The organism is Pseudomonas sp. BIGb0176, assembly GCF_024810175.1.
Taxonomy (GTDB): domain Bacteria; phylum Pseudomonadota; class Gammaproteobacteria; order Pseudomonadales; family Pseudomonadaceae; genus Aquipseudomonas; species Aquipseudomonas protegens.
The window spans coordinates 781,016-803,108 of sequence record NZ_JANUEC010000001.1; the positions used below are offsets into that span (position 1 = coordinate 781,016).

The 22,093-nt window shown below is 66.2% G+C and carries 17 protein-coding genes; 13 read left to right on the forward strand and 4 right to left on the reverse strand.

Annotated elements, in window-relative coordinates:
• Nucleotides 1-74 precede the first annotated feature (74 nt).
• From M2395_RS03210 to M2395_RS03230, 5 genes are all read left to right on the forward strand, one after another.
• Entirely contained in the window at nucleotides 75-1,958 is a 1,884-nt protein-coding gene (locus M2395_RS03210; protein ID WP_123430752.1) for a feruloyl-CoA synthase, read from the forward strand.
• Complete coding sequence (locus tag M2395_RS03215) at nucleotides 1,955-3,196, forward strand: thiolase family protein (RefSeq protein WP_015635945.1); 1,242 nt, start codon at nucleotides 1,955-1,957, stop codon at nucleotides 3,194-3,196. Before M2395_RS03210 ends, M2395_RS03215 begins: the two co-directional genes overlap by 4 nt.
• 59 nt (nucleotides 3,197-3,255) lie before the next feature.
• A complete protein-coding gene (locus M2395_RS03220) occupies nucleotides 3,256-5,010 on the forward strand; it encodes an acyl-CoA dehydrogenase (RefSeq protein ID WP_053159120.1) in 1,755 nt (584 codons plus the stop codon).
• Between the two features lie 159 nt (nucleotides 5,011-5,169).
• Nucleotides 5,170-5,448: a hypothetical protein gene (locus M2395_RS03225; protein WP_134532605.1), complete on the forward strand. Its 279-nt coding sequence runs from the start codon at nucleotides 5,170-5,172 to the stop codon at nucleotides 5,446-5,448.
• Nucleotides 5,445-6,770, forward strand: coding sequence for an MFS transporter (locus M2395_RS03230; protein WP_053159118.1), 1,326 nt, complete (start codon nucleotides 5,445-5,447; stop codon nucleotides 6,768-6,770). The genes M2395_RS03225 and M2395_RS03230 overlap by 4 nt, the downstream gene beginning before the upstream one ends.
• Before the next feature lie 33 nt (nucleotides 6,771-6,803).
• On the opposite strand, the gene M2395_RS03235 is transcribed toward M2395_RS03230, so the two are convergent.
• Nucleotides 6,804-7,700 carry a LysR family transcriptional regulator gene (locus M2395_RS03235; protein WP_011061759.1) on the reverse strand — a complete coding sequence of 299 codons (897 nt, stop codon included), beginning with the start codon at nucleotides 7,698-7,700 and terminating at the stop codon, nucleotides 6,804-6,806.
• A 115-nt stretch (nucleotides 7,701-7,815) separates the two neighbouring features.
• On the opposite strand from M2395_RS03235, the gene mdlC reads away from it, so the two are divergent.
• The 6 genes from mdlC (at nucleotide 7,816) to M2395_RS03265 (ending at nucleotide 15,814) form a co-directional block, all read left to right on the forward strand.
• Nucleotides 7,816-9,402, forward strand: coding sequence for a benzoylformate decarboxylase (gene mdlC / locus M2395_RS03240; protein WP_015635942.1), 1,587 nt, complete (start codon nucleotides 7,816-7,818; stop codon nucleotides 9,400-9,402).
• 81 nt (nucleotides 9,403-9,483) lie between these two features.
• Nucleotides 9,484-10,875: an MFS transporter gene (locus M2395_RS03245; protein WP_015635941.1), complete on the forward strand. Its 1,392-nt coding sequence runs from the start codon at nucleotides 9,484-9,486 to the stop codon at nucleotides 10,873-10,875.
• A gap of 43 nt (nucleotides 10,876-10,918) precedes the next feature.
• On the forward strand, nucleotides 10,919-11,842 hold the full coding sequence (locus M2395_RS03250; RefSeq protein WP_053152266.1) for a ketopantoate reductase family protein: 924 nt from the start codon (nucleotides 10,919-10,921) through the stop codon (nucleotides 11,840-11,842).
• Between the two features lie 138 nt (nucleotides 11,843-11,980).
• Nucleotides 11,981-13,456 carry an aldehyde dehydrogenase family protein gene (locus M2395_RS03255; protein WP_053159116.1) on the forward strand — a complete coding sequence of 492 codons (1,476 nt, stop codon included), beginning with the start codon at nucleotides 11,981-11,983 and terminating at the stop codon, nucleotides 13,454-13,456.
• A gap of 138 nt (nucleotides 13,457-13,594) precedes the next feature.
• Complete coding sequence (locus M2395_RS03260; protein WP_405046088.1) at nucleotides 13,595-14,833, forward strand: OprD family porin; 1,239 nt, start codon at nucleotides 13,595-13,597, stop codon at nucleotides 14,831-14,833.
• 267 nt (nucleotides 14,834-15,100) lie between these two features.
• Nucleotides 15,101-15,814, forward strand: coding sequence for a GntR family transcriptional regulator (locus M2395_RS03265; RefSeq protein ID WP_123430605.1), 714 nt, complete (start codon nucleotides 15,101-15,103; stop codon nucleotides 15,812-15,814).
• 4 nt (nucleotides 15,815-15,818) lie between these two features.
• Here the strand turns inward: M2395_RS03265 and M2395_RS03270 are convergent, their stop codons facing one another.
• The 3 genes from M2395_RS03270 to M2395_RS03280 all read right to left on the reverse strand — a co-directional run bounded on the left by M2395_RS03270 (nucleotide 15,819) and on the right by M2395_RS03280 (nucleotide 19,307).
• Nucleotides 15,819-16,769, reverse strand: coding sequence for a PDR/VanB family oxidoreductase (locus tag M2395_RS03270; protein ID WP_123430606.1), 951 nt, complete (start codon nucleotides 16,767-16,769; stop codon nucleotides 15,819-15,821).
• Between the two features lie 55 nt (nucleotides 16,770-16,824).
• Nucleotides 16,825-17,883 (reverse strand): aromatic ring-hydroxylating dioxygenase subunit alpha, encoded by a 1,059-nt coding sequence (locus tag M2395_RS03275; RefSeq protein ID WP_123430607.1) that lies wholly within the window; start codon nucleotides 17,881-17,883, stop codon nucleotides 16,825-16,827.
• Between the two features lie 275 nt (nucleotides 17,884-18,158).
• A complete protein-coding gene (locus tag M2395_RS03280; protein ID WP_053159112.1) occupies nucleotides 18,159-19,307 on the reverse strand; it encodes a MalY/PatB family protein in 1,149 nt (382 codons plus the stop codon).
• Between the two features lie 384 nt (nucleotides 19,308-19,691).
• Here M2395_RS03280 and M2395_RS03285 point away from each other — a divergent pair, with 384 nt between their 5' ends.
• Both M2395_RS03285 and M2395_RS03290 read left to right on the forward strand, forming a co-directional pair.
• The gene (locus tag M2395_RS03285; protein ID WP_053152260.1) at nucleotides 19,692-20,939 is read left to right on the forward strand and encodes a pyruvate carboxyltransferase; all 1,248 of its coding nucleotides are present in this window, start codon (nucleotides 19,692-19,694) and stop codon (nucleotides 20,937-20,939) included.
• Nucleotides 20,932-21,879, forward strand: a complete 948-nt coding sequence (locus tag M2395_RS03290; protein WP_077934337.1) for an AEC family transporter — start codon at nucleotides 20,932-20,934, stop codon at nucleotides 21,877-21,879. Before M2395_RS03285 ends, M2395_RS03290 begins: the two co-directional genes overlap by 8 nt.
• Nucleotides 21,880-22,093 lie beyond the last annotated feature (214 nt).

Sequence of the window (22,093 nt, forward strand, 5' to 3'; positions counted from 1 at the left end):
GCCACCGGCTGCCACGCTTGCCAGCCGTCGCCCTGCGTGCGCGGCGCAGGCGTGCCTTGATGGAGGACATGTACGTGAGTTGCCAATTCAGAGCGCCATCCCCACCCGCGGCCGAGCCGCCGCGTTACCGTCAGGTGTCCATTGGCCGGCCGGCAGTTGCCGTCAGTGAAGAGCAGGGCGTGCTGCATATGCGTTCCCTGGAACCCCTGGCGCCCTTGCCGCAGCGCTTGCTCGATCGTCTGTTGCACTGGGCCCGGGTGCGTCCCGAGCAGACCTTCATCGCCGCCCGCGAGGACGGCGGCGACTGGCGCCGGGTCAGCTACGGGCAGATGCTCGACAGCGTGCGCGCCATCGCCCAGGGCCTGCTCGGCTACGGTTTGTCGGCCGACAAGCCGCTGGCGCTGCTCTCGGGCAATGACATCGAACACCTGCAACTGGCCCTGGGCGCGATGTACGCCGGGATTCCCTATTGTCCGGTGTCGCCGGCCTATTCGCTGCTGTCCCAGGACTTTGCCAAGCTGCGCCATGTCTGCGACCTGTTGCAGCCGGGGCTGGTGTTTGTCAGCGATGCTGGCGCTTACCAGCGGGCCATCGACGCGGTGCTGCCGCCCGAGACGCCGCTGATCTGCGTGCGCGGCCAGGTGCCGGGGCGGCGCCAGGCGAGCTTCGCCAGCCTGCTGGCCGAGCCCGGTGCTGCCGAGGCCGATGCGGCCTTTGCCGCCACCGGCCCGGACAGCATCGCCAAGTTTCTCTTCACCTCGGGCTCGACCAAGCTGCCCAAGGCGGTGATCACCACCCAGCGCATGCTCTGCGCCAACCAGCAGATGCTGTTGCAGACCTTCCCGGTGTTCGGTGAAGAGCCGCCGGTGCTGGTGGACTGGCTGCCCTGGAACCACACCTTCGGTGGCAGCCATAACGTCGGCATCGTGCTCTACAACGGCGGCAGTTTTTATCTGGACGATGGCAAGCCCACGGCCCAGGGCTTTGCCGAAACCTTGCGTAACCTCAAGGAGATTTCGCCCACCGCCTACCTGACCGTGCCCAAGGGCTGGGAGGAGCTGGTCAATGCCCTGGAGCAGGATGCCGAGCTGCGCGAGTGTTTTTTCAAGCGCATGAGCCTGTTCTTCTTCGCCGCCGCCGGGCTTTCGCAAAGTGTCTGGGACCGCCTGGACCGGGTCGCCGAGCAGCATTGCGGCGAACGTATCCGCATGATGGCCGGGCTCGGCATGACCGAGGCCGCGCCGTCTTGCACCTTCACCACCGGGCCGCTGTCGATGGCCGGTTACATCGGCCTGCCGGCGCCGGGTTGCGAGGTGCGCCTGGTGCCGGTGGACGGCAAGCTCGAAGGGCGTTTTCGCGGGCCGCACATCATGCCCGGCTACTGGCGCGCGGCGCAGCAGACCGCCGAGGTGTTCGATGCCCTGGGCTTCTACTGCTCGGGGGATGCGCTCAAGCTCGCCGACCCCCACGACCCGCAGCTGGGGCTGATGTTCGACGGGCGCATCGCCGAGAATTTCAAGTTGTCGTCCGGGGTGTTTGTCAGCGTTGGCCCGCTGCGCAATCGCGCGGTGCTCGAAGGCTCGCCCTATGTCCAGGACCTGGTGGTGGCCGCACCGGACCGCGAGTGCCTGGGCGCCCTGGTGTTCCCACGGCTGTATGAATGCCGGCGGCTGGCGGGGCTGGCCGCCGAGGCCAGCGACGCCCAGGTGCTGGCCAGCGCGCCGGTGCGCCAGTGGTTCGGCGACTGGTTGCAGCGCCTGAACCGCGAGGCCAGCGGCAATGCCAGCCGCCTGGAGTGGATCGCCCTGCAGGTAGAGCCGGCGTCCATCGACCGCGGGGAAATCACCGACAAGGGCTCGATCAACCAGCGCGCGGTGTTGCAGTGGCGCGCCGAACAGGTCGAGGACCTGTATCGCGGCCGCGAGCCGTCGATCCTGCGCGCCGAGCCCAAGCCATGAACGGCGCCGGGCAGTACAGCGGGTTTGCCGATGTGGCGATCCTTGAGGCGTTGCGCACGCCCTGGGTCGACCTTGGCGGGGACCTGGCCGAGATCTCGCCGATCGATCTGGGGATCAAGGTCGGGCGCGAGGTACTGCTGCGCGCCGGCATCGATGCCCGGGCGGTGGACAGCGTGCTGGCCGGTTCCATGGCCCAGGCCAGTTTCGACGCCTACCTGCTGCCTCGGCACATCGGCCTGTACAGCGGTGTCGGGCAAGCGGTGCCGGCCCTGGGGGTGCAGCGCATCTGCGCCACCGGTTTCGAGCTGCTGCGCCAGGCAGCCGAGCAGGTGCGGGGCGAGGTGCAACTGGCGTTGTGCGTGGCCAGTGAATCGATGTCGCGCAACCCGATTGCCGCCTACACCCATCGCGGCGGCTTCCGCCTGGGGGCGGCGGTGCAGTTCAAGGACTTTTTATGGGAGGCACTGTACGACCCGGCGCCGGGGCTGGACATGATCGCCACCGCCGACAACCTGGCCCGGCGTTACGGCCTGACCCGCGAAGCCGTGGACGGCTATGCCTGCGCCAGCCATCAGCGGGCCCTGGCGGCCCAGCAGGCGGGCTGGTTCGCGCCGGAAATCGTCGCCGTGAGCCAGCAGACCTTCGAGCTCGACGGTTATCGACCGCGCGGCATTTGCCTGCCGCGTGGAGTCGAGACAGTCAGCCAGGACAGCCATCCGCGCCCCAGTGAGCTTTCTGCCCTGGCGCGATTGCGGACGATTCACGAAGGCGGGGTGCAGACCGCCGGCAACAGCTGCGCGGTGGTCGATGGCGCGGCGGCGGCCCTGGTTGGTCGGGCGTCGGCTTGCAGGGACAGGCCCCTGGCGCTGTTGCGGGCCAGTGCGGTGGTCGGGGTGGCGCCGGAGCTCATGGGTATCGGTCCGGCCCCGGCGATCCGCCTGCTCCTGCAGCGCAGCGGCTTGAGTCTGACGCAGATTGGCCGCCTTGAAGTCAACGAGGCCCAGGCGGCCCAGGTGCTGGCCGTAGCCCGGGAGTTGGAACTGGACAGTGATCGCCTGAATGTCCAGGGCGGCTCCCTGGCCCTGGGTCATCCCCTGGCCGCCAGCGGCCTGCGCCTGGTGCTGACCCTGGCCCGGCAACTGCGCGAGCACAACCTGCGCTACGGGATCGCCGCCGCCTGCGTGGGAGGTGGCCAGGGCATGGCGCTGTTGATCGAAAACCCGGCCTGGCGCGGCTGAGTCCGACCGGCCCGCCGCCCCTGGCGGGCCACTCTATTTCTACTCGATGAGGTGTCCCCATGTGGAGCTACCAGGCGCCGCTGCGCGATATGCAATTTGTCCTTGAGCACTGGCTGGAGGCCCCCGAAGCGTGGCGTCGCAGCCCGGCGTTCGAGGCGCTGGACCTGCCCCTGGCGCTGCAGGTGCTGGAGCAGGCCGCGCGTTTCAGCCAGGACGTACTGGCGCCGCTGAATGCCAGCGGCGATCGCCAGGGTTGCCAGTGGGCAGACGGGCAGGTCAGCACCCCACAGGGTTTTGCCGAGGCCTATCGGGCCTATGTCGAGGGCGGCTGGCCGGCCCTGGCCTGCGCCGAAGCTTTGGGTGGCCAGGGCCTGCCGCAGCTGCTGGACGCGGCGCTGCAAGAGATGCTCTATGCCAGCAACCACGCCTGGGCCATGTACACCGGCATCGCCCACGGCGCCTACTTGTGCCTCAAGACCCACGGCGCGCCCTGGCTCCAGGAGCGCTACCTGCCCGAGATCATCAGCGGCGCGAGCCTGCCCACCATGTGCCTGACCGAGCCCCAGGCCGGCAGTGATGTCGGCCTGTTGCGCTGTCGTGCCGAGCCCCAGGCCGATGGCAGCTATCGCCTCAGCGGCAGCAAGCTGTTCATTTCCGGCGGCGAGCATGACCTCACCGACAACATCCTGCATCTGGTGCTGGCCCGGCTGCCGGGCGCGCCGGAGGGCAGCCGGGGAATCTCGCTGTTCCTGGTGCCCAAGCGCTTGCAGCAGGGCCAGGGCAACGGCGTGCGCTGCGACGGCATCGAACACAAGATGGGGATCAAGGGCAGCGCCACCTGTTCCCTGGTGTTCGAGGCGGCCCAGGGCTGGCTAGTGGGCGAGGCCCATCGCGGCCTGGCAGCGATGTTCGTGATGATGAATTCGGCGCGCCTGCACGTGGGCCTGCAAGGCCTGGGGCATGTCGAAGCGGCGTGGCAGAACGCCCGTGACTACGCTGGCGAACGCCAACAGATGCGTGCGCCATTGCGCCCCGCCGGTGTCGCCGCCCAGGCCGCCGACCCGATTCGCTACCACCCGGCCATGCGCCGCGTGCTGCTGGAATTGCGCGCCACCAGCGAAGGCCTGCGGGCCATCGGCTACTGGGCCGCGCACCTGCTGGACCAGGCCGAGCATCACCCTGAACCCCAGGTCCGGCGCCAGGCCGATCAGCTGGCGCAACTGTTGACGCCGATCATCAAGGCGTTCTTTACCGAGCAGGGCTTTCGTCAGGCCAGCAACGCCTTGCAGGTCTTCGGCGGCTACGGCTACGTCGCCGAGTTCGCCATCGAGCAGACCCTGCGCGATAGCCGCATCGCCATGATCTACGAAGGCAGCAACGAGATTCAGGCCAACGATCTGCTGTTGCGCAAGGTGCTGGGGGATGGCGGGCAGGGCTTCGCGCTGTTGCTTGAGCAATTGCGCGATGAGGCCGGGCACGGCGCCCAGGTGCCCGAGTGCGTGGGGTTCGCCCGGTCGTTGGCGGATCTGGCCGAGGCGTTGCAGGCACTGGTTGCCCAGGTGCAGCAGTGGGCGCTGGAGGATGCCGAGTACCCGTATCGCGCGGCCGGGGATTTTCTGGCGTTGTGTGGCCTGAGCCTGCTGGCGCTGGCCTGGGCTCGGGCGGCGCGGGTCTCGCACAGTTTGCCCGAGGGCGATCCGCTGCGTGGGGCGAAGCTTGAGACGGCGGGGTTCTTTTTCAGCTACCTGTTGCCCCAGGTCGAACAGCGGATGACGGCGGTGCGCGGCGCCCGGGCGGCGCTGGCCTTTATCTGAGGCGATGCAGGCTATTGGATCCAATATCGAAGCGAACCACGCCACAGGCTTGCTTAGCAGTGAGCCTCGTAGTGGGGCTCGTCGCCTGCCTGAACGGTGATGGTCGATAATCGCCCGCTAATCCCGGTGCCTTGTCGGGCACCTAAGCATTTGATCCCTATGGAAATTAACCCCGACCCTGGTTGGTCTGGGATCTTTTGCTCAGCCGTTTCAGCCCGTTCGTCTCTTGTTATTGGATCCATTAAGCGCTTTATTGGCGACCTGGCGATGGCAGGAGCCCTCCTGACCGTCGGCAATAAAAACAACAATAAGGGTTTCGTCATGAATGTCTTATCGACGGTGTGCAGCCGCCTGGCTGGCGCGCGCTGGCTGTCTGTGTGCACAGGTTCTTTGGGTGTTGCGCTTCGGGTCCTGGCCGAATGGCAGGTGCGCCCATGAACCTCGATCTCAAGCAACGGGTCGACCAAGGCCCGATGGGCTCCTTCCAGTGCCTGGCGATCGGTATCTGCATTGTCCTCAACATGATCGACGGCTTCGATGTACTGGTGATGGCCTTCACCGCCGCTTCGGTGTCCGCCGAGTGGCAACTCAACGGGGCGCAGATCGGTCTGCTGCTCAGTGCCGGTCTGTTCGGCATGGCCGCCGGTTCGCTGTTTATCGCGCCCTGGGCCGACCGCTTCGGGCGCCGGCCGCTGATCCTGTTCTGCCTGCTGCTGTCGGGTGTCGGCATGCTGCTTTCGGCCGGCAGCCAGAGCCCTTTGCAACTGGCGCTGTTGCGCGGCCTGACCGGCCTGGGCATCGGCGGCATCCTGGCCAGCAGCAACGTGATCGCCGCCGAGTATTCCAGCCGCCGCTGGCGCGGCCTGGCGGTCAGCCTGCAATCCACCGGCTATGCCCTGGGCGCGACCCTGGGCGGGCTGCTGGCGGTGTGGCTGTTGACTCATTGGGGCTGGCGCTCGGTGTTCCTGTTCGGCGGCATCGTCACCTTGCTGGTGATCCCCCTGGTGCTGCTCTGGCTCCCCGAATCCCTGGACTTTCTCCTGGCCCGGCGGCCGGCCGATGCCCTGGCGCGAATCAATCGCCTGGCCGGGCGCCTGGGCCATCCGCAACTGCTGCAAATGCCCGCGGCAGCGGTACGCGAGCAGGGCGCCGGCAGCGGTTTTGACCAACTGTTCGCCGGGCCGATGCGGCGCACCACGCTGCTGATCTGGCTGCTGTTTTTCCTGGTGATGTTCGGTTTCTACTTCGTCATGAGCTGGACCCCGAAACTGCTGGTGGCCGCCGGGCTCTCGGCGCAGCAGGGGATCACCGGCGGGGTGCTGCTGAGTGTCGGCGGGATCTTCGGCGCGGCGCTGGTTGGCGGCTTGTCCTCGCGCTGGCCGCTGACCCGGGTGCTGTCGCTGTTCATGCTGGTGACCGCCGGGCTGCTGGTGCTGTTCGTCGGCTCGGCCTCCTCGATTGCCGCGGCCCTGGGCCTGGGGCTGCTGATCGGGCTGTTCGCCAACGGCTGCGTGGCCGGGCTCTACGCCCTGTCACCGGTGGTCTACGACGCTTCGGTACGGGCCACCGGGGTCGGCTGGGGGATCGGCATCGGGCGCATTGGCGCGATTGTCTCGCCCACGGTGGCCGGGGTGTTGCTGGATGCCGGCTGGCAGCCGCTGCACCTGTACGCAGTGTTTGCCGTGGTCTTCGTGCTGGCGGCGGGTTGCCTGTTGTTGCTACGCCCGGCGCCGTCGCAGGCGCAAGCGGCCCTGGCTTAGCCCGCGGAACCGGATAAGGCGGCGGGCGCTGTTTCAAGACTGGCCGTCGATGATCGCCGCGGCCACGGCCTGGCGGAACCAGCTCAGGGCGGCGGAGCTGTCGCTGTTGGGGTGCCAGTGCAGCGAGACTTCGAACTCCCCCACGGAAAACGGCAGTTCCAGTTGCCGCAGGCCGCCTTCGAGGGTGAACAGGCGGGCGATCTGCGCTGGCAGCACGGTCAGCAGGTCGGTGCCGGGCAGCACTTTGGGCAGCACCGAGAAGTGCGGCACGTGCAGGCTGATGCGGCGCCGGGCGCCCATCTGCTTGAGCACGTCCTCGACGCTGCCGTGGCCGGTGGTGCGGGTCACGGCGATGTGCCGCTCGGCGAGGAACTGCTCCAGGCTCAGCTGGGTGCCGATGCGCGGATGACGGTCGCTGAGCAGGCACACGTAGCGCTCGCGGATCAGCACCTGGCTGCGGGTGCCGGTCAAGGGTTTGCGGCAGATCAGCGCGTCGACCTTGGCGCTGCTGAGCCACTCGCCGGCCTGGTCCACCTGCAGCGGCAGGACTTCGACTTCAGCCTCGGGGGCCTGCTGGTTCAGGCGCGCCAGGATCAGCGGCAGGAAGCCCATTTCGCCAAGGTCGGAGAGGGCGATGCGAAAGCGCCGTTCGGTGGTCGCCGGGTCGAAGCGCCGGGTGCTGTGCACGGTGTTCTCGATCCGCGTCAGGGATTCGCGAAAGGCCGGGTACAGCTCATCGGCCAGTTGGCTGGGCTGGATGCCGTCCCGGGTGCGGCTGAACAGGCCGTCGTCGAACAGCTCGCGCAGCCGCGCCAGGCCGTAGCTGACCGAGGGCTGGGTGACGAACAGGCGCTCGGCGGCCAGGGTCACGCTGCGGGCTTCGTAGAGGGTGACGAAGGTGCGGATCAGGTTCAGATCGATGTGGCTCATGCTGCCTCATGGATATAGACGGGTCTTATTTTTAATAGAGATAGTATCGATTTGATCAATTTCGTGGCGGCTGCAAGAGTAACTCAAATTCTAAAAAACAGCGGCAAAGGTCCATATGAAAACCGTCCATAGCGCCTCCTACGACATCCTGCGGCAACAAGGCCTGACCACCGTGTTCGGCAACCCGGGTTCCAACGAGCTGCCCTTTCTCAAGGGCTTCCCCGAAGACTTCCGCTACATCCTCGGCCTGCATGAAGGCGCGGTGGTGGGCATGGCCGACGGCTTCGCCCTGGCCAGCGGCCAGCCGGCCTTCGTCAACCTGCACGCCGCGGCCGGCACCGGCAATGGCATGGGCGCCCTGACCAATGCCTGGTACTCCCACAGCCCGTTGGTGATCACCGCCGGCCAGCAGGTGCGCTCGATGATCGGCGTCGAGGCGATGCTGGCCAACGTCGATGCACCGCAGCTGCCCAAGCCCCTGGTCAAGTGGAGCGCCGAGCCGGCCTGCGCCGAGGACGTGCCACGGGCCCTGAGCCAGGCGATCCACATGGCCAACCAGGCGCCCAAGGGCCCGGTGTACCTGTCCATTCCCTACGACGACTGGGCCCGCCCGGCGCCGGCCGGGGTCGAGCATCTGGCCCGGCGCCAGGTGGCCACTGCCGGGCTGCCCTCGGCGGCGCAATTGCGTTCGCTGGTGCAGCGCCTGGCGGCAGCGCGCAACCCGGTGCTGGTGCTGGGGCCGGATGTGGATGGCAGCCAGAGCAACCACCTGGCCGTGCAACTGGCGGAGAAACTGCGCATGCCGGCCTGGGTCGCGCCGTCCGCTTCGCGCTGCCCGTTTCCCACCCGTCACCCGAGCTTTCGCGGGGTGCTGCCGGCAGCCATTGCCGGCATCAGCCGCTGCCTGGCGGACCACGACCTGATCCTGGTGGTGGGGGCCCCGGTATTCCGCTACCACCAGTTCGCCCCGGGGGACTACCTGCCCGCGGGCACCGAGCTGCTGCACATCACCTGCGACCCCGGCGAAGCGGCGCGCGCGCCCATGGGCGATGCGCTGGTGGGGGACATCGCCGAGACCCTGCAGGCCCTGGTCTGGGCGCTGCCGGATTGCGACCGGCCGCAGCCCCAGGCCTTGCCGCCGGCTGCTCCGGTCGAGGAGCTGGGCGGCCTGCTGCGCCCGGAAACCGTGTTCGACGTGATCGATGAGCTGGCGCCCAAGGATGCGATCTACGTCAAGGAGTCCACCTCCACCGTAGGCGCCTTCTGGCAGCGGGTGGAAATGCGCGAACCCGGCAGCTACTACTTCCCGGCCGCCGGTGGCCTGGGCTTCGGCCTGCCAGCGGCGGTGGGGGTGCAACTGGCCCGGCCGGAGCGGCGGGTGATCGGGGTCATTGGCGACGGCTCGGCCAACTACGGTATCACCGCGCTGTGGACGGCCGCCCAGTACCAGATCCCGGTGGTGTTCATCATCCTCAAGAACGGCACCTATGGCGCCCTGCGCTGGTTCGCCGGTGTGCTGCAGGTCAGCGACGCCCCGGGCCTGGACGTGCCCGGCCTGGACTTCTGCGCCATCGGCCGCGGCTATGGCGTGCACTCGGTGCAGGCCAACACCCGCGAGGCGTTCGCCCAGGCCCTGAGTGAGGCCCTGGCGGGCGACCGCCCGGTACTGATCGAGGTGCCGACCCTGACCATCGAACCCTGAGGGCTGCCTTGTCGCCGGGCGCGAGCCCGGCCTTGCCAACCGCAACCTGCGGACTCACCAGAAGAATAAAAAGAGGTGGTTATGAACACGACTTCGGTCACTGCTGTGATAGATGACGCGCCCCAGCCGGCGCGTTCCGGTTCCACCCACGCCGACATCGGCACCTTGCTCGACCATGGCCCCTTCACCGGCATGCAGAAGCTGGTGGTGTTGCTGGCGGCGCTGTCCATCGTCATGGACGGCTTCGACGGCCAACTGATCGGCTTTGCCATTCCGCTGATGATCAAGGAGTGGGGCATCACCCGCGAGGCGTTCGCTCCGGCGGTGGCGGCCGGGCTGATCGGCATGGGCATCGGCAGTGCCTGTGCCGGTCTGTTTGCCGACCGGTTCGGCCGGCGCATGGCGATCATTGCCAGTGTCTTCGTGTTCGGTGCGGCCACTTGCGCCATTGGCCTGGCGCCCAATGCGCTGGCGGTGGCGGCCCTGCGTTTTATCGCCGGGCTGGGCATCGGTGGCGCGCTGCCCAGCGCCACCACGGTGACGGCCGAGTTCACCCCGGCGCGGCGGCGTACCCTGGCGGTGACGGCCACCATTGTCTGCGTGCCCCTGGGCGGGATGCTGGCGGGGTTGTTCGCCTCCCATGTGTTGCCGCTGTACGGCTGGCGCACCCTGTTTTTCATCGGCGGCAGCCTGCCCATCGTCCTGGGCTTTGCCTTGCTGGCGACGCTGCCGGAGTCGCCGCGCTTTCTGGCGCGCCGGCCCCAGCGCTGGAACGAGCTGGGCACCTTGCTCGGGCGCATGGGCCGGCCGATGGCGGCGGGGGTGGTCTACACCGATGCCCTGGAGCAGAAGAGCGAGAAGCAGGGTGGTTTCCGCGCCTTGTTCGCCCTGGGCTACGGGCGTGACACCCTGGCCCTCTGGGTGGCGTTCTTCATGTGCCTGACCGCGGTCTACAGCGCCTTCAGCTGGCTGCCCACCATGCTGCTGTCCGAAGGCCTGGAGCTGTCGGTGGCCGGTTCCGGGCTGACCGCCTACAACCTGGGCGGGGTGATCGGGGCACTGGTGTGCGCGGTGGCCATCACTCGCTGGGGTTCGTTCTGGCCGCTGCTGATCTGCTGCGCCGGCGGCGCGGCCAGCGCCTTCCTGTTGCAGGTGGTGGACATCCACCAGGACACCGGGCTGCTGATCTTCGGCTTCGGCGTGCACGGCCTGTTCGTCAACGCCGTGCAGTCCACCATGTTTGCCCTGTGCGCCTTTATCTACCCCACCAGTGTGCGCGCCACGGGCACCGCATCGGCCCTGGCCTTCGGGCGCCTGGGGGCGATCCTCAGTGCCTTCGCCGGAGCCCTGGTGATTACCCAGGGCGGCGCCAACGGCTACCTCACGCTGCTGGGTTCGGTGATGGTCATGGCGCTGCTGGCGCTGCTGATCGTGGGCCGGCACATTCCCCGGCGTCTGCCGGGCCAGTCATGAACGCGGCCCGGTGCGTGAACCAGCCACTCAAACAGGAGGTTCGATGAACATCACCATTCTTGGCGCGGGCGCCATGGGTTCGCTGTTTGGCGGCCTGCTGGCGCAAAGCGGCCAGCAGGTAACCCTGCTGGACATCAACGACGGGCACCTTGCGGCGATCCGCAGCGACGGCCTGCTGCTGGCCACCGACAGCGGCGAGCGGCGCATTACCGGCCTGCACGCCTGCCGTCCGGAGCAGGCCACGGGGCACCCCGACCTGTTGCTGGTCTTCACCAAGACCCTGCACACCGACAGTGCCTTGCGCAGTGTCGCCGGGCATATCGCCGGCCACACCCTCGTACTGACCCTGCAGAACGGCCTGGGCAATGCCGAGGCGCTATCCCGGCATGTGGCCCCGCAGCAGGTGCTGATCGGCATGACCAACTGGCCCGCCGACATGGTCGGGCCGGGGCAGGTGCATTCCCACGGCCAGGGCATGGTGCGGGTGCTGGCCCTCGATAGCCGCGAGCGCAACGCCAGCCAGGAGGTGGCGGCGGTGCTGGACGCTGCCGGGCTGAACTGTGCGGTGGACCCGCAGGTCTGGACCTCTATCTGGGAGAAGGTGGCCTTCAACGCCGCCTTGAACAGCCTGTGCGCCGCCACCGGCTGCACCGTGGGCCAGCTGGACGCAGCGCCGGAAGGCGTGGCCCTGGCCCGGTCCATTGTGCTGGAGGTGGTGGCGGTGGCCAGGTCCCAGGGAATAGAGCTGGATGCCCAGGGCTGCCTGGACAGTGTGGCGTTCGCCATTGCCCATCACCGCACCCACAAGCCTTCGATGTTGCAGGACGTGCTGGCAGGGCGGCCCACGGAGATCGGCTCCATCAATGGCCAGGTGCTGGAACGGGCGCGGCAGGCGGGGGTGCCTGTGCCCCACACCGAAACCCTGCTGGGCCTGCTGCGCCTGATCGAAAAGCGCGCCGCCTCGTAGGAGCCGGCTTGCCGGCGAAGAGGGCCTTGGGGCTTGTGTGGCGCTGGCGGGCGCCTTCGCTGGCAAGCCAGCTCCTGCATACGCCGGCTTTTGTGTGACACATCGGTTTATGAATGCTGTTCCATGAGGAGATTTTCCATGAGTGATTCCAACGCGGTCTATCGCGATCTGCACCTGCAACCCATCGCCGGACAGTGGCGCGCCGGCGCCTCCGGCAAGACCCTGGTGGTGAGCAATCCATTCGACGGTGCACAGCTGCTGGAACTGGCCCAGGCCAACCGCAGCGACCTGGACGCGGCCTACGCCAAGGCCGCCCAGGTGCAGCCGCAATGGGCGGCCCTGGGCCCGTCCCAGCGCGCGGCGGTGCTGCACCAGGCGGTGGCGATCTTCGACCGGCGCCAGGAGGAAATTGTCGACTGGATCATTCGCGAATCCGGCAGCACACGGATCAAGGCCCTGGCCGAGTGGGGCGCGGCGCGGGCCATCACCCTGGAGGCGGCGTCCTTCCCGGCGCGGGTCCACGGGCGGATTGTCGAATCCGATGTGCCGGGCAAGGAAAGCCGGGTGTACCGCAGCGCCCTGGGGGTGGTCGGAGTGATCAGCCCGTGGAACTTCCCGCTGCACCTGACCCAGCGCTCCATCGCCCCGGCCCTGGCCCTGGGCAACGCGGTGGTGGTCAAGCCGGCCAGCGATACGCCGGTGTGCGGCGGCCTGCTGCTGGCCAAAATCTTCGAGGAAGCGGGCCTGCCCGCCGGGGTGTTCAGCGTGGTGGTGGGGGCCGGTAGCGAGATCGGCGATGCCTTTGTCGAGCACCCGGTGCCGGCGCTGATCACCTTCACCGGCTCGACCCCGGTGGGGCGCGGCATCGGCCGCATCGCCAGTGGCGGCGAGCACCTCAAGCACGTGGCGCTTGAATTGGGGGGCAACAGCCCGTTCGTGGTACTGGACGATGCCGACCTGGAACAGGCGGTGAACGCCGCGGTGTTCGGCAAGTTCCTGCACCAGGGGCAGATCTGCATGGCGATCAACCGCATCATCGTCGACGAGCGCCTCTATGACGCCTTCGCCCAGCGCTTCGTGGCCCGGGTCAAGCAGCTCAAGGTGGGGGATCCGCAATCGCTGGACACAGTGATTGGCCCGGTGATCAACGCCCGCCAGTTGCAGGGCCTGCAGGACAAGATCGCCCTGGCCCGCGAGCAGGGCGCCGAGCCACTGTACGAGGGCGGGCAGAACGGCAACCTGCTGGCGCCCCATGTGTACGGCGAAGTGCGTGCCGACATGGACCTGGCGCGCAATGAAATCTTCGGCCCGCTGGTGGGGCTGCTGCGCGCCCGGGACGAAGCCCATGCCCTGGAGCTGGCCAACGACAGCGAATTCGGCCTGGCCAGTGCGGTGTTCACCGGCAACCTGGAGCGCGGGGTGAACTTCGCCCGGCAGGTGCGCGCCGGCATGACCCACATCAACGATGTGCCGGTGAACGACGAGGCCAACGCGCCCTTCGGTGGCGAGAAGAACTCAGGCCTGGGGCGCTTCAACGGCGACTGGGCGATCGATGAATTCACCCGGGACCACTGGATCAGCCTGCAGCACCGGCCGCGTCAGTATCCCTTCTGACCCGGCACCTTTGAATAACGCCCGGCCGCCCTGGCCGGGCTTTTGAGCATCCGTGAGCGCGCGGGCCCTTGTCGGCCTGTCGGGCACGGCTGCGCCTATGAAAAGCGGAGAACAATAATAATGAACACCCGTCATCCGATGCAGTGCCGTTCCCTGGTGGGGGCTTGCTTGTCCGTGGGCCTGTGCGTGCCCGCCTGGGCCGCCGACGACAGCGGTTTTTTCGAGGGGAGCAAGACCGACCTGCTGCTGCGCAACTACTACTTCAACCGGGATTTTCGTGACCATGACGCGCCCAAGGGCCAGGTCGAGGAGTGGGCCCAGGGCTTTATCCTCAAGTTCAGCTCCGGCTACACCCCGGGCACCGTGGGCTTTGGCCTGGACGCCATCGGCCTGTTCGGCCTCAAGCTCGACAGCAGCCGCCAGGCCAGCGGTTCGGAGTTGCTGCCGGTGCACGACGACGGGCGCGCCGCGGACAATTTCGGTCGCGCCGGAGCGGCCCTCAAGGCGCGGATTTCCGCCACCGAGTTCAAGGTCGGCGAGCTGCTGCCGGACATTCCACTGCTGCGTTATGACGACGGCCGCCTGCTGCCGCAGACCTTCCGCGGGGCCATGCTGGTCTCCCGAGAGATCAGCGGCCTGGGGCTGCAGGCCGGGCAGTACCGTGCCGTCAGCCTGCGCAACTCCTCGGACATGCAGGACCTTTCGGCCTGGGCCGCGCCCGGGGTCAAGTCCGACGGCTTCAACTACGCCGGTGCCGAATACCGCTTCAACCAGCAGCGCACCTTGCTCGGGGTCTGGCATTCGCAGTTGGAAGACATCTACCGCCAGAGCTACTTCAACCTGCTGCACAAGCAACTGCTGGGGGACTGGACCCTGGGGGCGAACCTGGGCTACTTCATCGACCGCGACGATGGCAGCGCGCGTATCGGCCGGGTCGACAGCCACACCGCCTATGGCCTGTTCTCCGCCTCCCGGGCCGGGCACACGCTGTACCTGGGGTTGCAGAAAGTCAGCGGCGACAGCCCCTGGATGTCGGTCTACGGCAGCAGCGGCCGGACCCTGGGCAACGACATGTTCAACGGCAACTTCAGCAACGCCGGCGAGCGTTCGTGGCAGGTGCGTTATGACTATGACTTCGCCGCCTCGGGGGTTCCCGGGCTGCTGGCCATGGTGCGCTACGGTCGTGGCGACAGCGCCACCACCAAGGTGGGCAATGACGGCCATGAGTGGGAGCGCGATACCGAGATCGGCTACACCCTGCAGAGCGGCACCTTGAAGAACCTCAGCCTGCGGCTGAACAACGCCACCAACCGACGCAGCTTCAACAGCGACTTCGACCAGACCCGGCTGATTGTCAGCTACCCGCTGTCGCTCTGAAAACCCTGTAGCCGCTGCCGAAGGCTGCGAACGGCTTGGGCGGCATTCCGACGCAGCAGACGCAGCGATTCCACGAGCGCTGGAGGTCCGACGGGAGATCGCCAGGCAAGGTCCTGCGGACCTTTGCCCAGCCTCGCCGAGGCTCGGCAGCGGCTACAAGTTAGCCGCTGTTTCGTGCTGCTTCGTATGGCTACGGCAATCTCGGGGTGCGTGTTGCGGGGGGGCTTGCGTTACTATGGCCGCCCACGTTTTCAGGAAGCTGCCCGGATGAGCAAACCCGGTCAAACGGTGCTGGTCGCGCTGCGCAAGATGATCGCCTCGGGCGAGTTGGCGGCAGGCGAGCGCTTGATGGAAGTGCCCACCGCCGAGCTGTTCGGGGTGTCACGCATGCCGGTGCGCATGGCCTTTCGCACCCTGGAGCAGGAAGGCCTGCTGGTGCGGTTCGGCGGTCGCGGGTTTCAGGTGCGTTCGGTGAGCGCCGAAGACATCGCCGGGGCGGTGGAGGTGCGCGGGGTGCTGGAAGGCCTGGCGGCGCGCCAGACCGCCGAGCGCGGGCTGTCGACCGAGGGCCGGGCGATTCTCGAACGCTGCCTGGTCGAGGGCGATGCGCTGTTCGACAAGGGCTATGTCAACGAAGAGGACCTGGAGCTCTATCACGACCTCAACATGCGTTTTCACCAGGTGATCGTGGCGGGCAGCGGCAACCCGGCGATCGCTGATGCCCTGGCGCGCAACGACCACCTGCCTTTCGCCTCGGTCACCGCCCTGGCAGTAGACCGCCAGGACATGGCCCGGGAATACCGGCGCTTCAACTATGCCCACATGCAGCATCACTCGATATTCGATGCCCTGGTCAATGGCCAGGGCGCGCGGGCCGAGGCCCTGATGCGCGAGCATGCCAACGCCACCTTGCGCTATGCCGAGATCTTCGGCTCGGCCGTGGCCGACGAGCGCATGAGGCTGATCCTGCGCCCGCAGTGAGGCTCTACAGATCCAGCACCAGCAGCGGGCTCCTGGCCCGGGAACAGCAGGGCGTGAACTGATCGTTGCGCGCCTGCTCGTCCTCGGTGAGGAACAGGTCGCGGTGCTCCGGTACCCCTTCCAGTACCCGGGTCAGGCAGGTGCCGCAGATCCCTTGCTCGCAGGAAGTCGGCACTTCGATGCCCTGGTCCTGCAGCACCTGGACCACGCTGCGATCGGCCGGTACCTGGAACACCTGGCCGCTGCTGGCCAGCTTCACCGCAAAGCTGGCGTCGGCGCTGTGGTCGATGGGCGCAGCGCTGAAATATTCGCGGTGCAGGCATTGCTCCTTCCAGCCCTGGGCCCGGGCGTTGTCCAGCACGTGTTGCATGAAACCGCCGGGGCCGCAGACATACAGGTGCACGTCGTCCCGGGGCCCGGCCAGGGCCTGGGCGATATCCAGGGCGGTGTCCGGTTGTTCGTCGAAATGCAGGCTCACCCGCTCGGCAAAGGGCGAGGCCTGCAAGCGCTGGACGAAGGCCGCGCGCTGAGCCGAACGGGCGCAGTAGTGCAGCTGGAAATCCGCGCCGCTGTGGGCCAGCTGTTCGGCCATGCTGAGGAGCGGGGTAATGCCGATGCCGCCGGCGAACAGCAGGCTGCGCCGTGCTGCGTGCTCCAGGGCAAAGAGGTTGCGTGGCTCGCTGATGCGCAGGCGCGTGCCCACCTCCAGTTGCTGGTGCAGGCTGCTGGAGCCACCGCGGGAGGCAGGGTCCTTGAGCACGCCGATCAGGTAGCGGTGGCGCTCTGCGGGGTGGTTGCACAGGGAGTATTGGCGCACCAGGCCGTTGGCCAGATGCACGTCGATATGGGCGCCGGCGCTGAAGGCGGGCAGGGGGCTTGCGTCGGCCGCGGCCAGTTCGAAGCTGCAGATGTCCAGGGCTTCGTCGTGGCGCGCGGCCACCAGTACGTCGATCATCATCGGTCCTCGCCGGTGGCCGCATCCGGGCCGCCAGCCTGTCGGGTTCGGGGGGTTAACGGCTTGTGGCGATCAAGGGTTCCCGGGGCTCGCGCTCCCGGGCGATCAGCCGCTCCAGGACCCGGCGCGACTGCACGCCGCCGGCGTCGATATTGAGCTTGAGCAGGTTGCGCTGGGGCTGGGCGAGAAGGTTCTGCTGCTGGCGCTCAAGCATCTCCAGGTCTTCGCTGAAGATCTTGCCCTGGCCTTCGCGGATGCTCTCGGTGAGCGCCGGGTCCTGGGGGTTGAAGTTGCGCGCCATGCCCCAGAAGTACCAGATCGAGGTGTCACTTTCTGGGGTGATGAAATCCACCACGATGCTCGACGCCTTGTACTGCGCAGGGGCGTCGTAGCCACCGTGGCCGGCATGGGCCACGCCGACTTCGATCAGCACATGGCTGGGCGGGCTGAAGCGGCAGATCTGCCAGCGGTCCACCGGCACGTCGTCGGCCAGCTGGTTGCCGCGCAGGGCCATGCGCCAGAAGGGCGGCGGCATGACGTTGTGCATGTGCCGGGCGGTGACCACCTGATCGCCGTCTACCTTGGTCTGCGGTGGCGCCTCGTCGATTTCCTTCTGGCCGATGCTGGAGGCATGCACGTAGGTTTCGTGGGTCAGGTCCATCAGGTTGTCGATCATCAGCCGGTAGTCGCACTGGATGTGGAACAACCCGCCGCCATAGGCCCATTGATCGTTGTCGGCCCATTCCAGGTGATGGATCAGCGCCGGGTCGGCCAGGGCCTGGTCGCCGGGCCAGACCCAGATGAAACCGTAGCGCTCCACCGCGGCGAAGGTCTTGTTGCAGGGGAAGCCGCGCACCCGCTGGCCGGGCATTTCCACGGTCTTGCCGTCGCAGCCCATCACCAGGCCGTGATAACCGCATACCAGGTTGCCGTTCTCGACATAGCCCAGGGACAGCGGCGCGCCGCGATGGGGGCAGAAATCCTCGACGGCGGCTACCCGACCTTCATGGGCGCGGTAGAACACCATGTGTTCGCCGCAGATCTGCCGGCCCAGGGGCTTGCCCTGCAATTCATCGGGGGTGCAGGCAACGTACCAGGCATTCTTGGGGTACATGACGTCTCTCCAGGCGTTTGTTGTTTTTATTTAATGGATCCATTAAATGGTTGGCGCTCTGGGGGTGTCAAACAAATATGCTGATTTAGTGTTCGATAATCGGCTGCTATAGGGGGTTTGGATCCAGTGAAGGGGTTTATGGATCCATTGTTCGCGCGTCAAGGCGCAGCGCGCCGAAGGGCCGGTGGACAGTTGCGGGACGAGGCTGGTGGGCAGGCCGCAGCGCCAGGGGGGATCTGGCGGCTGCGGTGTCTGGGACGAAGTGGGTGGGAGAATCAGCGCCGTTGCAGGCTGTCCTGCAGGCGCTGGATGCCGTCTTCCAGCAAGGCCCGCGGGCAGCCGAAATTCAGGCGCACGAACTGCCCGCAGTCGTCTCCGAATTCCAGGCCGGCGCTGAGGCCGACCTTGGCTTGCTCGAGGAAGAAGGCGTGGGGGGCGTCGAGGCCCAGGGCGCTGCAGTCGAGCCAGGCCAGGTAGGTGCCCTGGGGCGCGTGCATGCGGATGCCGGGCAAGCGGGTCTGCACGGCGTGCAGCAGATAGTCGCGGTTGGCCTGCAGGTAGCCCAGCAGGGCCTGGAGCCAGGGGCCGCCGTGGGTCAGGGCGGCCAGGGTGGCTTCCAGGCCCAGGGGGCTGACGCTGTCCACCATGCCGGCGCGGGCATTGTTGAAGGCCAGGCGGGTGGCAGGGTCCTGGATGATGGCGAAGCAGGTCTTCATCCCGGCGATGTTGTAGGCCTTGCTGGCCGACATCAGGGTGATGGTACGCCGGGCGATTTCCGGGCTCAGGGAGGCGGTGGGGATGTGCCGGCGGCCGTCGAAGCACAACTCGGCATGGATCTCGTCGGAAATGATCAACGCGCCCTGGTCCAGGCAGGCAGTGGCCACCGCCAGCAGTTCGTCCCGGGGGAAGACCTTGCCCAGGGGGTTGTGCGGGTTGCTCAGGAGCATCGCGCCGGCGCCTTGCAAGGCCTGGCGCAGGGCGTCCATGGGGGTGTCGTAGGTGCCGTCGACGGTGAGCTGGAACGGCACTTCGACCTTGTCCAGGCCCCAGTTGCCCGGGGCCAGGCGCAGGGGGCGATAGTTGGGGGTTTGCAGCACCACCTTCTGCTGCGGCTGGACGAAGGCGTGCAGGGCCATGTTGAACCCGGGCTCGACCCCGGGGAGGAAAATCAGCTCGTCGGGCCTGACGCGCCAGGCGTATTTGTCCCACAGGTCGGCGACCACCGCCTCGCGCAATTCGTCCCGGGCCACGCTATAGCCCAGCAGCGGGTGCTCCAGACGCTGGCGCAGGGCCTGGAGGATGCCATCGGCCACGGCGAAATCCATGTCCGCCACCCACATCGGCAGGACATCCTCGGGGTAGCGGCTCCATTTGGTGCTGCCGGTGCCATGACGGGGGTGCAGGGTATCGAAATCGAAGCTCATGAACGGATCTCGTCGGGTCGCGGGGGAGAAAGGAACTGATTCTAGCCTCACCTGGCGCTGACCGGCAGGCGCTCTTGGGCGGGCTCGCAGGCCAGTGGCCGGATGTTGACGGGCAGCGAGTGGAATACTGAAGTTTTCCAATGTGTTGCCTGCCATTGAGTTAGTTGCTTGTTTAATTTGTGAAGTTATTTTTTCGTTAATATCCAGTCAATGATCTTTATTGTTTTTTGTAGTTTGTTTGTGATTATTTTTTGTTTTGTCTTTTAAGAACTGTCTTAGGTCGAGTTTTTGTTTGTTGCTATATCGTGTGTTGGTTGTTGGGTTTTAATTTGATGTCTCAACTCAATGAGCAGGCAAGTAAAACAATCAGCAAGGAGCATGAAAATGATGGTTGAGAATGGAATTCGCTATTGTGATTACTCGGTCCCGCATCTGGTGGATGAAACGCTTAGAGAAGGCATTGAACGTACTGCCTTTCCGATCACGGTAGAGGCCAAGGTCGCAATCCTCAAATCCATGGTGGCGGCAGGCTTGAGGGATTTCGTGGTGGGTTGCGGCCCTGAGGAACCCCTGGTCTGGGACCGTCTGCATTTGGCTCGGGACGCTGGTGAACTGCCGGCCGACACCCGGGCCACCTTCATTATTCTGCTCAACTGCTGGGAAACCGCTTTCGACTATTTCAAGGCTCGGGAAGCCCATCGCCAGTGGATCGCCGATACCGTGTTCAGCTTCGGCATGATCACCTATCGGCAGAGCACCGGGGAGTTCGAACGGGCCATCGAGGCCTTTCGCAGTATCGGCGCGGTCAGGTTCAAGGCCAGTGTGCTCAACAACTTCCGTGATGGGGTGTCGAACCGCAGTTATCAGGAAATCTGCCGGCAGATTGACTGGGCTGCCGGCCTGGGAGTGGAGATCATCAGGATTAACGATTCCGTGGGCTCATTGCAGCCTCACGTGACCCAATGGCTGTGTTCCAGGCTGGTGAAGGATTTCCCTCAACTGGTGTTCTGCCTGCATGCTCACAATGACAACGGGCTGGCGCTGGCCAATACCATGCAGGCCATTCATTCGGGCTTTCAGATGGTTGAAGGGTCATTGGCCGGCTTTGGCAATCGCTCCGGTATTGCCCCACTGGAACAAGTTGTGAAGTTGTGCCAGGCCAACAATATAAAACTGGGCTCCCTGGAACTTGATCTGCCGGGCCTGATCAGCGCCGCTCATCAGTGTGAAGAGGCGTTTTTGCAATTACCCAGTGTCTATCGTGCGGTGAGTGGCAAATTTGAAACGCTTTCCAACTACGGCGTCCTGAATATTCCGGACTTTCTCGAAACCAATGATGAGAAGGGCTATTTCGTCAACTATGTCGGCCTGCATCCGCAGACTATACGGCAGGCTCTGGAGAACTATTCTTCGGCCGGGCTGGATGTAGGGGCTATTGCCGACCAGGAGCTGTGGGCCATAGTGGACAGCCTGAAAAACCAGATGCAGGCGTCCATACCCCACATCGAGTCCCAGTACCGGCAGGTGATGGGCGGGGTAATGGACTTCTATCGCGCGTCCACCTACACCCCTCGCCAGCTGGCGGTGTATGCCGAGCAGCGCATTTTCCGCAGGCGTGCGGCCCATGGATAAGGTCTTTACGGTGGTGATACCGCTGTTTGCCATGATCTTCGCCGGCTACTGGATAGTGCGGATCGGGGTGATCGCCAAGGACACGGTGAACGGCCTGGTGGGGGTGGTGTTCTGGCTGTTCCTGCCGTGCTTCATCTTCATCAAGACCCTGGGCACCCGAGACCACGGCGAGCTGGACTGGAGCCTGCTGAGCGCCTACTACTTGGCCTGCCTGGTGACCTTCATCATCGCCGTCGTCGGTGGCCGGCTGATCTGGGGCGGCAACGCCAGGGTGGCGGGCCTGCGGGGGCTGTCCTCGATCTCGGGGGTGGTGGGGTACATGGGCCTGCCGCTGATGGTCATGGCCTTTGGTGACGCAGCGGCGCTGCCGACCCTGATGATTACCATGGCCGACAACCTGGTGATCCTGGCAGGCGGGGCGTTGCTCATGGAACTCACTGCCCAGCAGGAGGTTCAGGCCCGGCCGGATCTGGCCCGTGTATTGCTCACCACCCTGCGCTCGATCGTCAGTAACCCGCTGATCCTGGCGGTGGCGCTTGCGGGTTTGTTCATCCTGCTGGAGTGGCAGTTGCCCGGCCCGTTGCAGATCTTTGCCACGCAGATGACCAACGCCACCGGGCCGCTGGCCCTGGTAGCCCTGGGTGCGGCCTTCGCGGTGCACCGCAACCACAACCTGATCCAGGGGGATTCCCTGGCCCTGGCGCTGTTGAAGGTGGTGCTGCTGCCGGTGCTGGTGTTCGTTTCGGCCCGTTATGTGTTCGACCTCAGCGACTTCCTGATCAAAATCGCAGTGATCATGGGGGCGCTGCCGGTGGCGGTGAACGTCTTCATCCTGGCCTCGCGCTACAAGACCTACGAAACCGAGGTGTCCAGCAGCATGCTGCTCTCGGCGGTGCTGGGCATCGGGGTAATCTCGGGATTGCTGGTGCTGCTGGACTGAAGCCCTGATCGACCAAGGTACCCCCGCAGGCGTGATATGCCTGCGGGGTGTTTTGCGTTATGCCGGCCGGCCCGGTTGCGGCTTTTTTACCCCGGCTGTCCTCTAGGCAGCTTTTCCCTTGCCTGTGCCTCACAAAAACCTCGTTTCGCAACGCCCCGGGTTATGGAAACAATGAACCCCTGCATCCGCCTGCCCGACTGCCACGGGCGCTCCT

Coding starts and splice junctions, on each gene's coding strand:
- M2395_RS03215 (WP_015635945.1), top strand. CDS start 1,955: ATGAACGGCGCCGGGCAGTACAGCGGGTTTGCCGATGTGGCGATCCTT.
- M2395_RS03220 (WP_053159120.1), top strand. CDS start 3,256: ATGTGGAGCTACCAGGCGCCGCTGCGCGATATGCAATTTGTCCTTGAG.
- M2395_RS03225 (WP_134532605.1), top strand. CDS start 5,170: ATGGAAATTAACCCCGACCCTGGTTGGTCTGGGATCTTTTGCTCAGCC.
- M2395_RS03230 (WP_053159118.1), top strand. CDS start 5,445: ATGAACCTCGATCTCAAGCAACGGGTCGACCAAGGCCCGATGGGCTCC.
- M2395_RS03235 (WP_011061759.1), bottom strand. CDS start 7,700: ATGAGCCACATCGATCTGAACCTGATCCGCACCTTCGTCACCCTCTAC.
- mdlC (WP_015635942.1), top strand. CDS start 7,816: ATGAAAACCGTCCATAGCGCCTCCTACGACATCCTGCGGCAACAAGGC.
- M2395_RS03245 (WP_015635941.1), top strand. CDS start 9,484: ATGAACACGACTTCGGTCACTGCTGTGATAGATGACGCGCCCCAGCCG.
- M2395_RS03250 (WP_053152266.1), top strand. CDS start 10,919: ATGAACATCACCATTCTTGGCGCGGGCGCCATGGGTTCGCTGTTTGGC.
- M2395_RS03255 (WP_053159116.1), top strand. CDS start 11,981: ATGAGTGATTCCAACGCGGTCTATCGCGATCTGCACCTGCAACCCATC.
- M2395_RS03260 (WP_405046088.1), top strand. CDS start 13,595: ATGCAGTGCCGTTCCCTGGTGGGGGCTTGCTTGTCCGTGGGCCTGTGC.
- M2395_RS03265 (WP_123430605.1), top strand. CDS start 15,101: ATGAGCAAACCCGGTCAAACGGTGCTGGTCGCGCTGCGCAAGATGATC.
- M2395_RS03270 (WP_123430606.1), bottom strand. CDS start 16,769: ATGATCGACGTACTGGTGGCCGCGCGCCACGACGAAGCCCTGGACATC.
- M2395_RS03275 (WP_123430607.1), bottom strand. CDS start 17,883: ATGTACCCCAAGAATGCCTGGTACGTTGCCTGCACCCCCGATGAATTG.
- M2395_RS03280 (WP_053159112.1), bottom strand. CDS start 19,307: ATGAGCTTCGATTTCGATACCCTGCACCCCCGTCATGGCACCGGCAGC.
- M2395_RS03285 (WP_053152260.1), top strand. CDS start 19,692: ATGATGGTTGAGAATGGAATTCGCTATTGTGATTACTCGGTCCCGCAT.
- M2395_RS03290 (WP_077934337.1), top strand. CDS start 20,932: ATGGATAAGGTCTTTACGGTGGTGATACCGCTGTTTGCCATGATCTTC.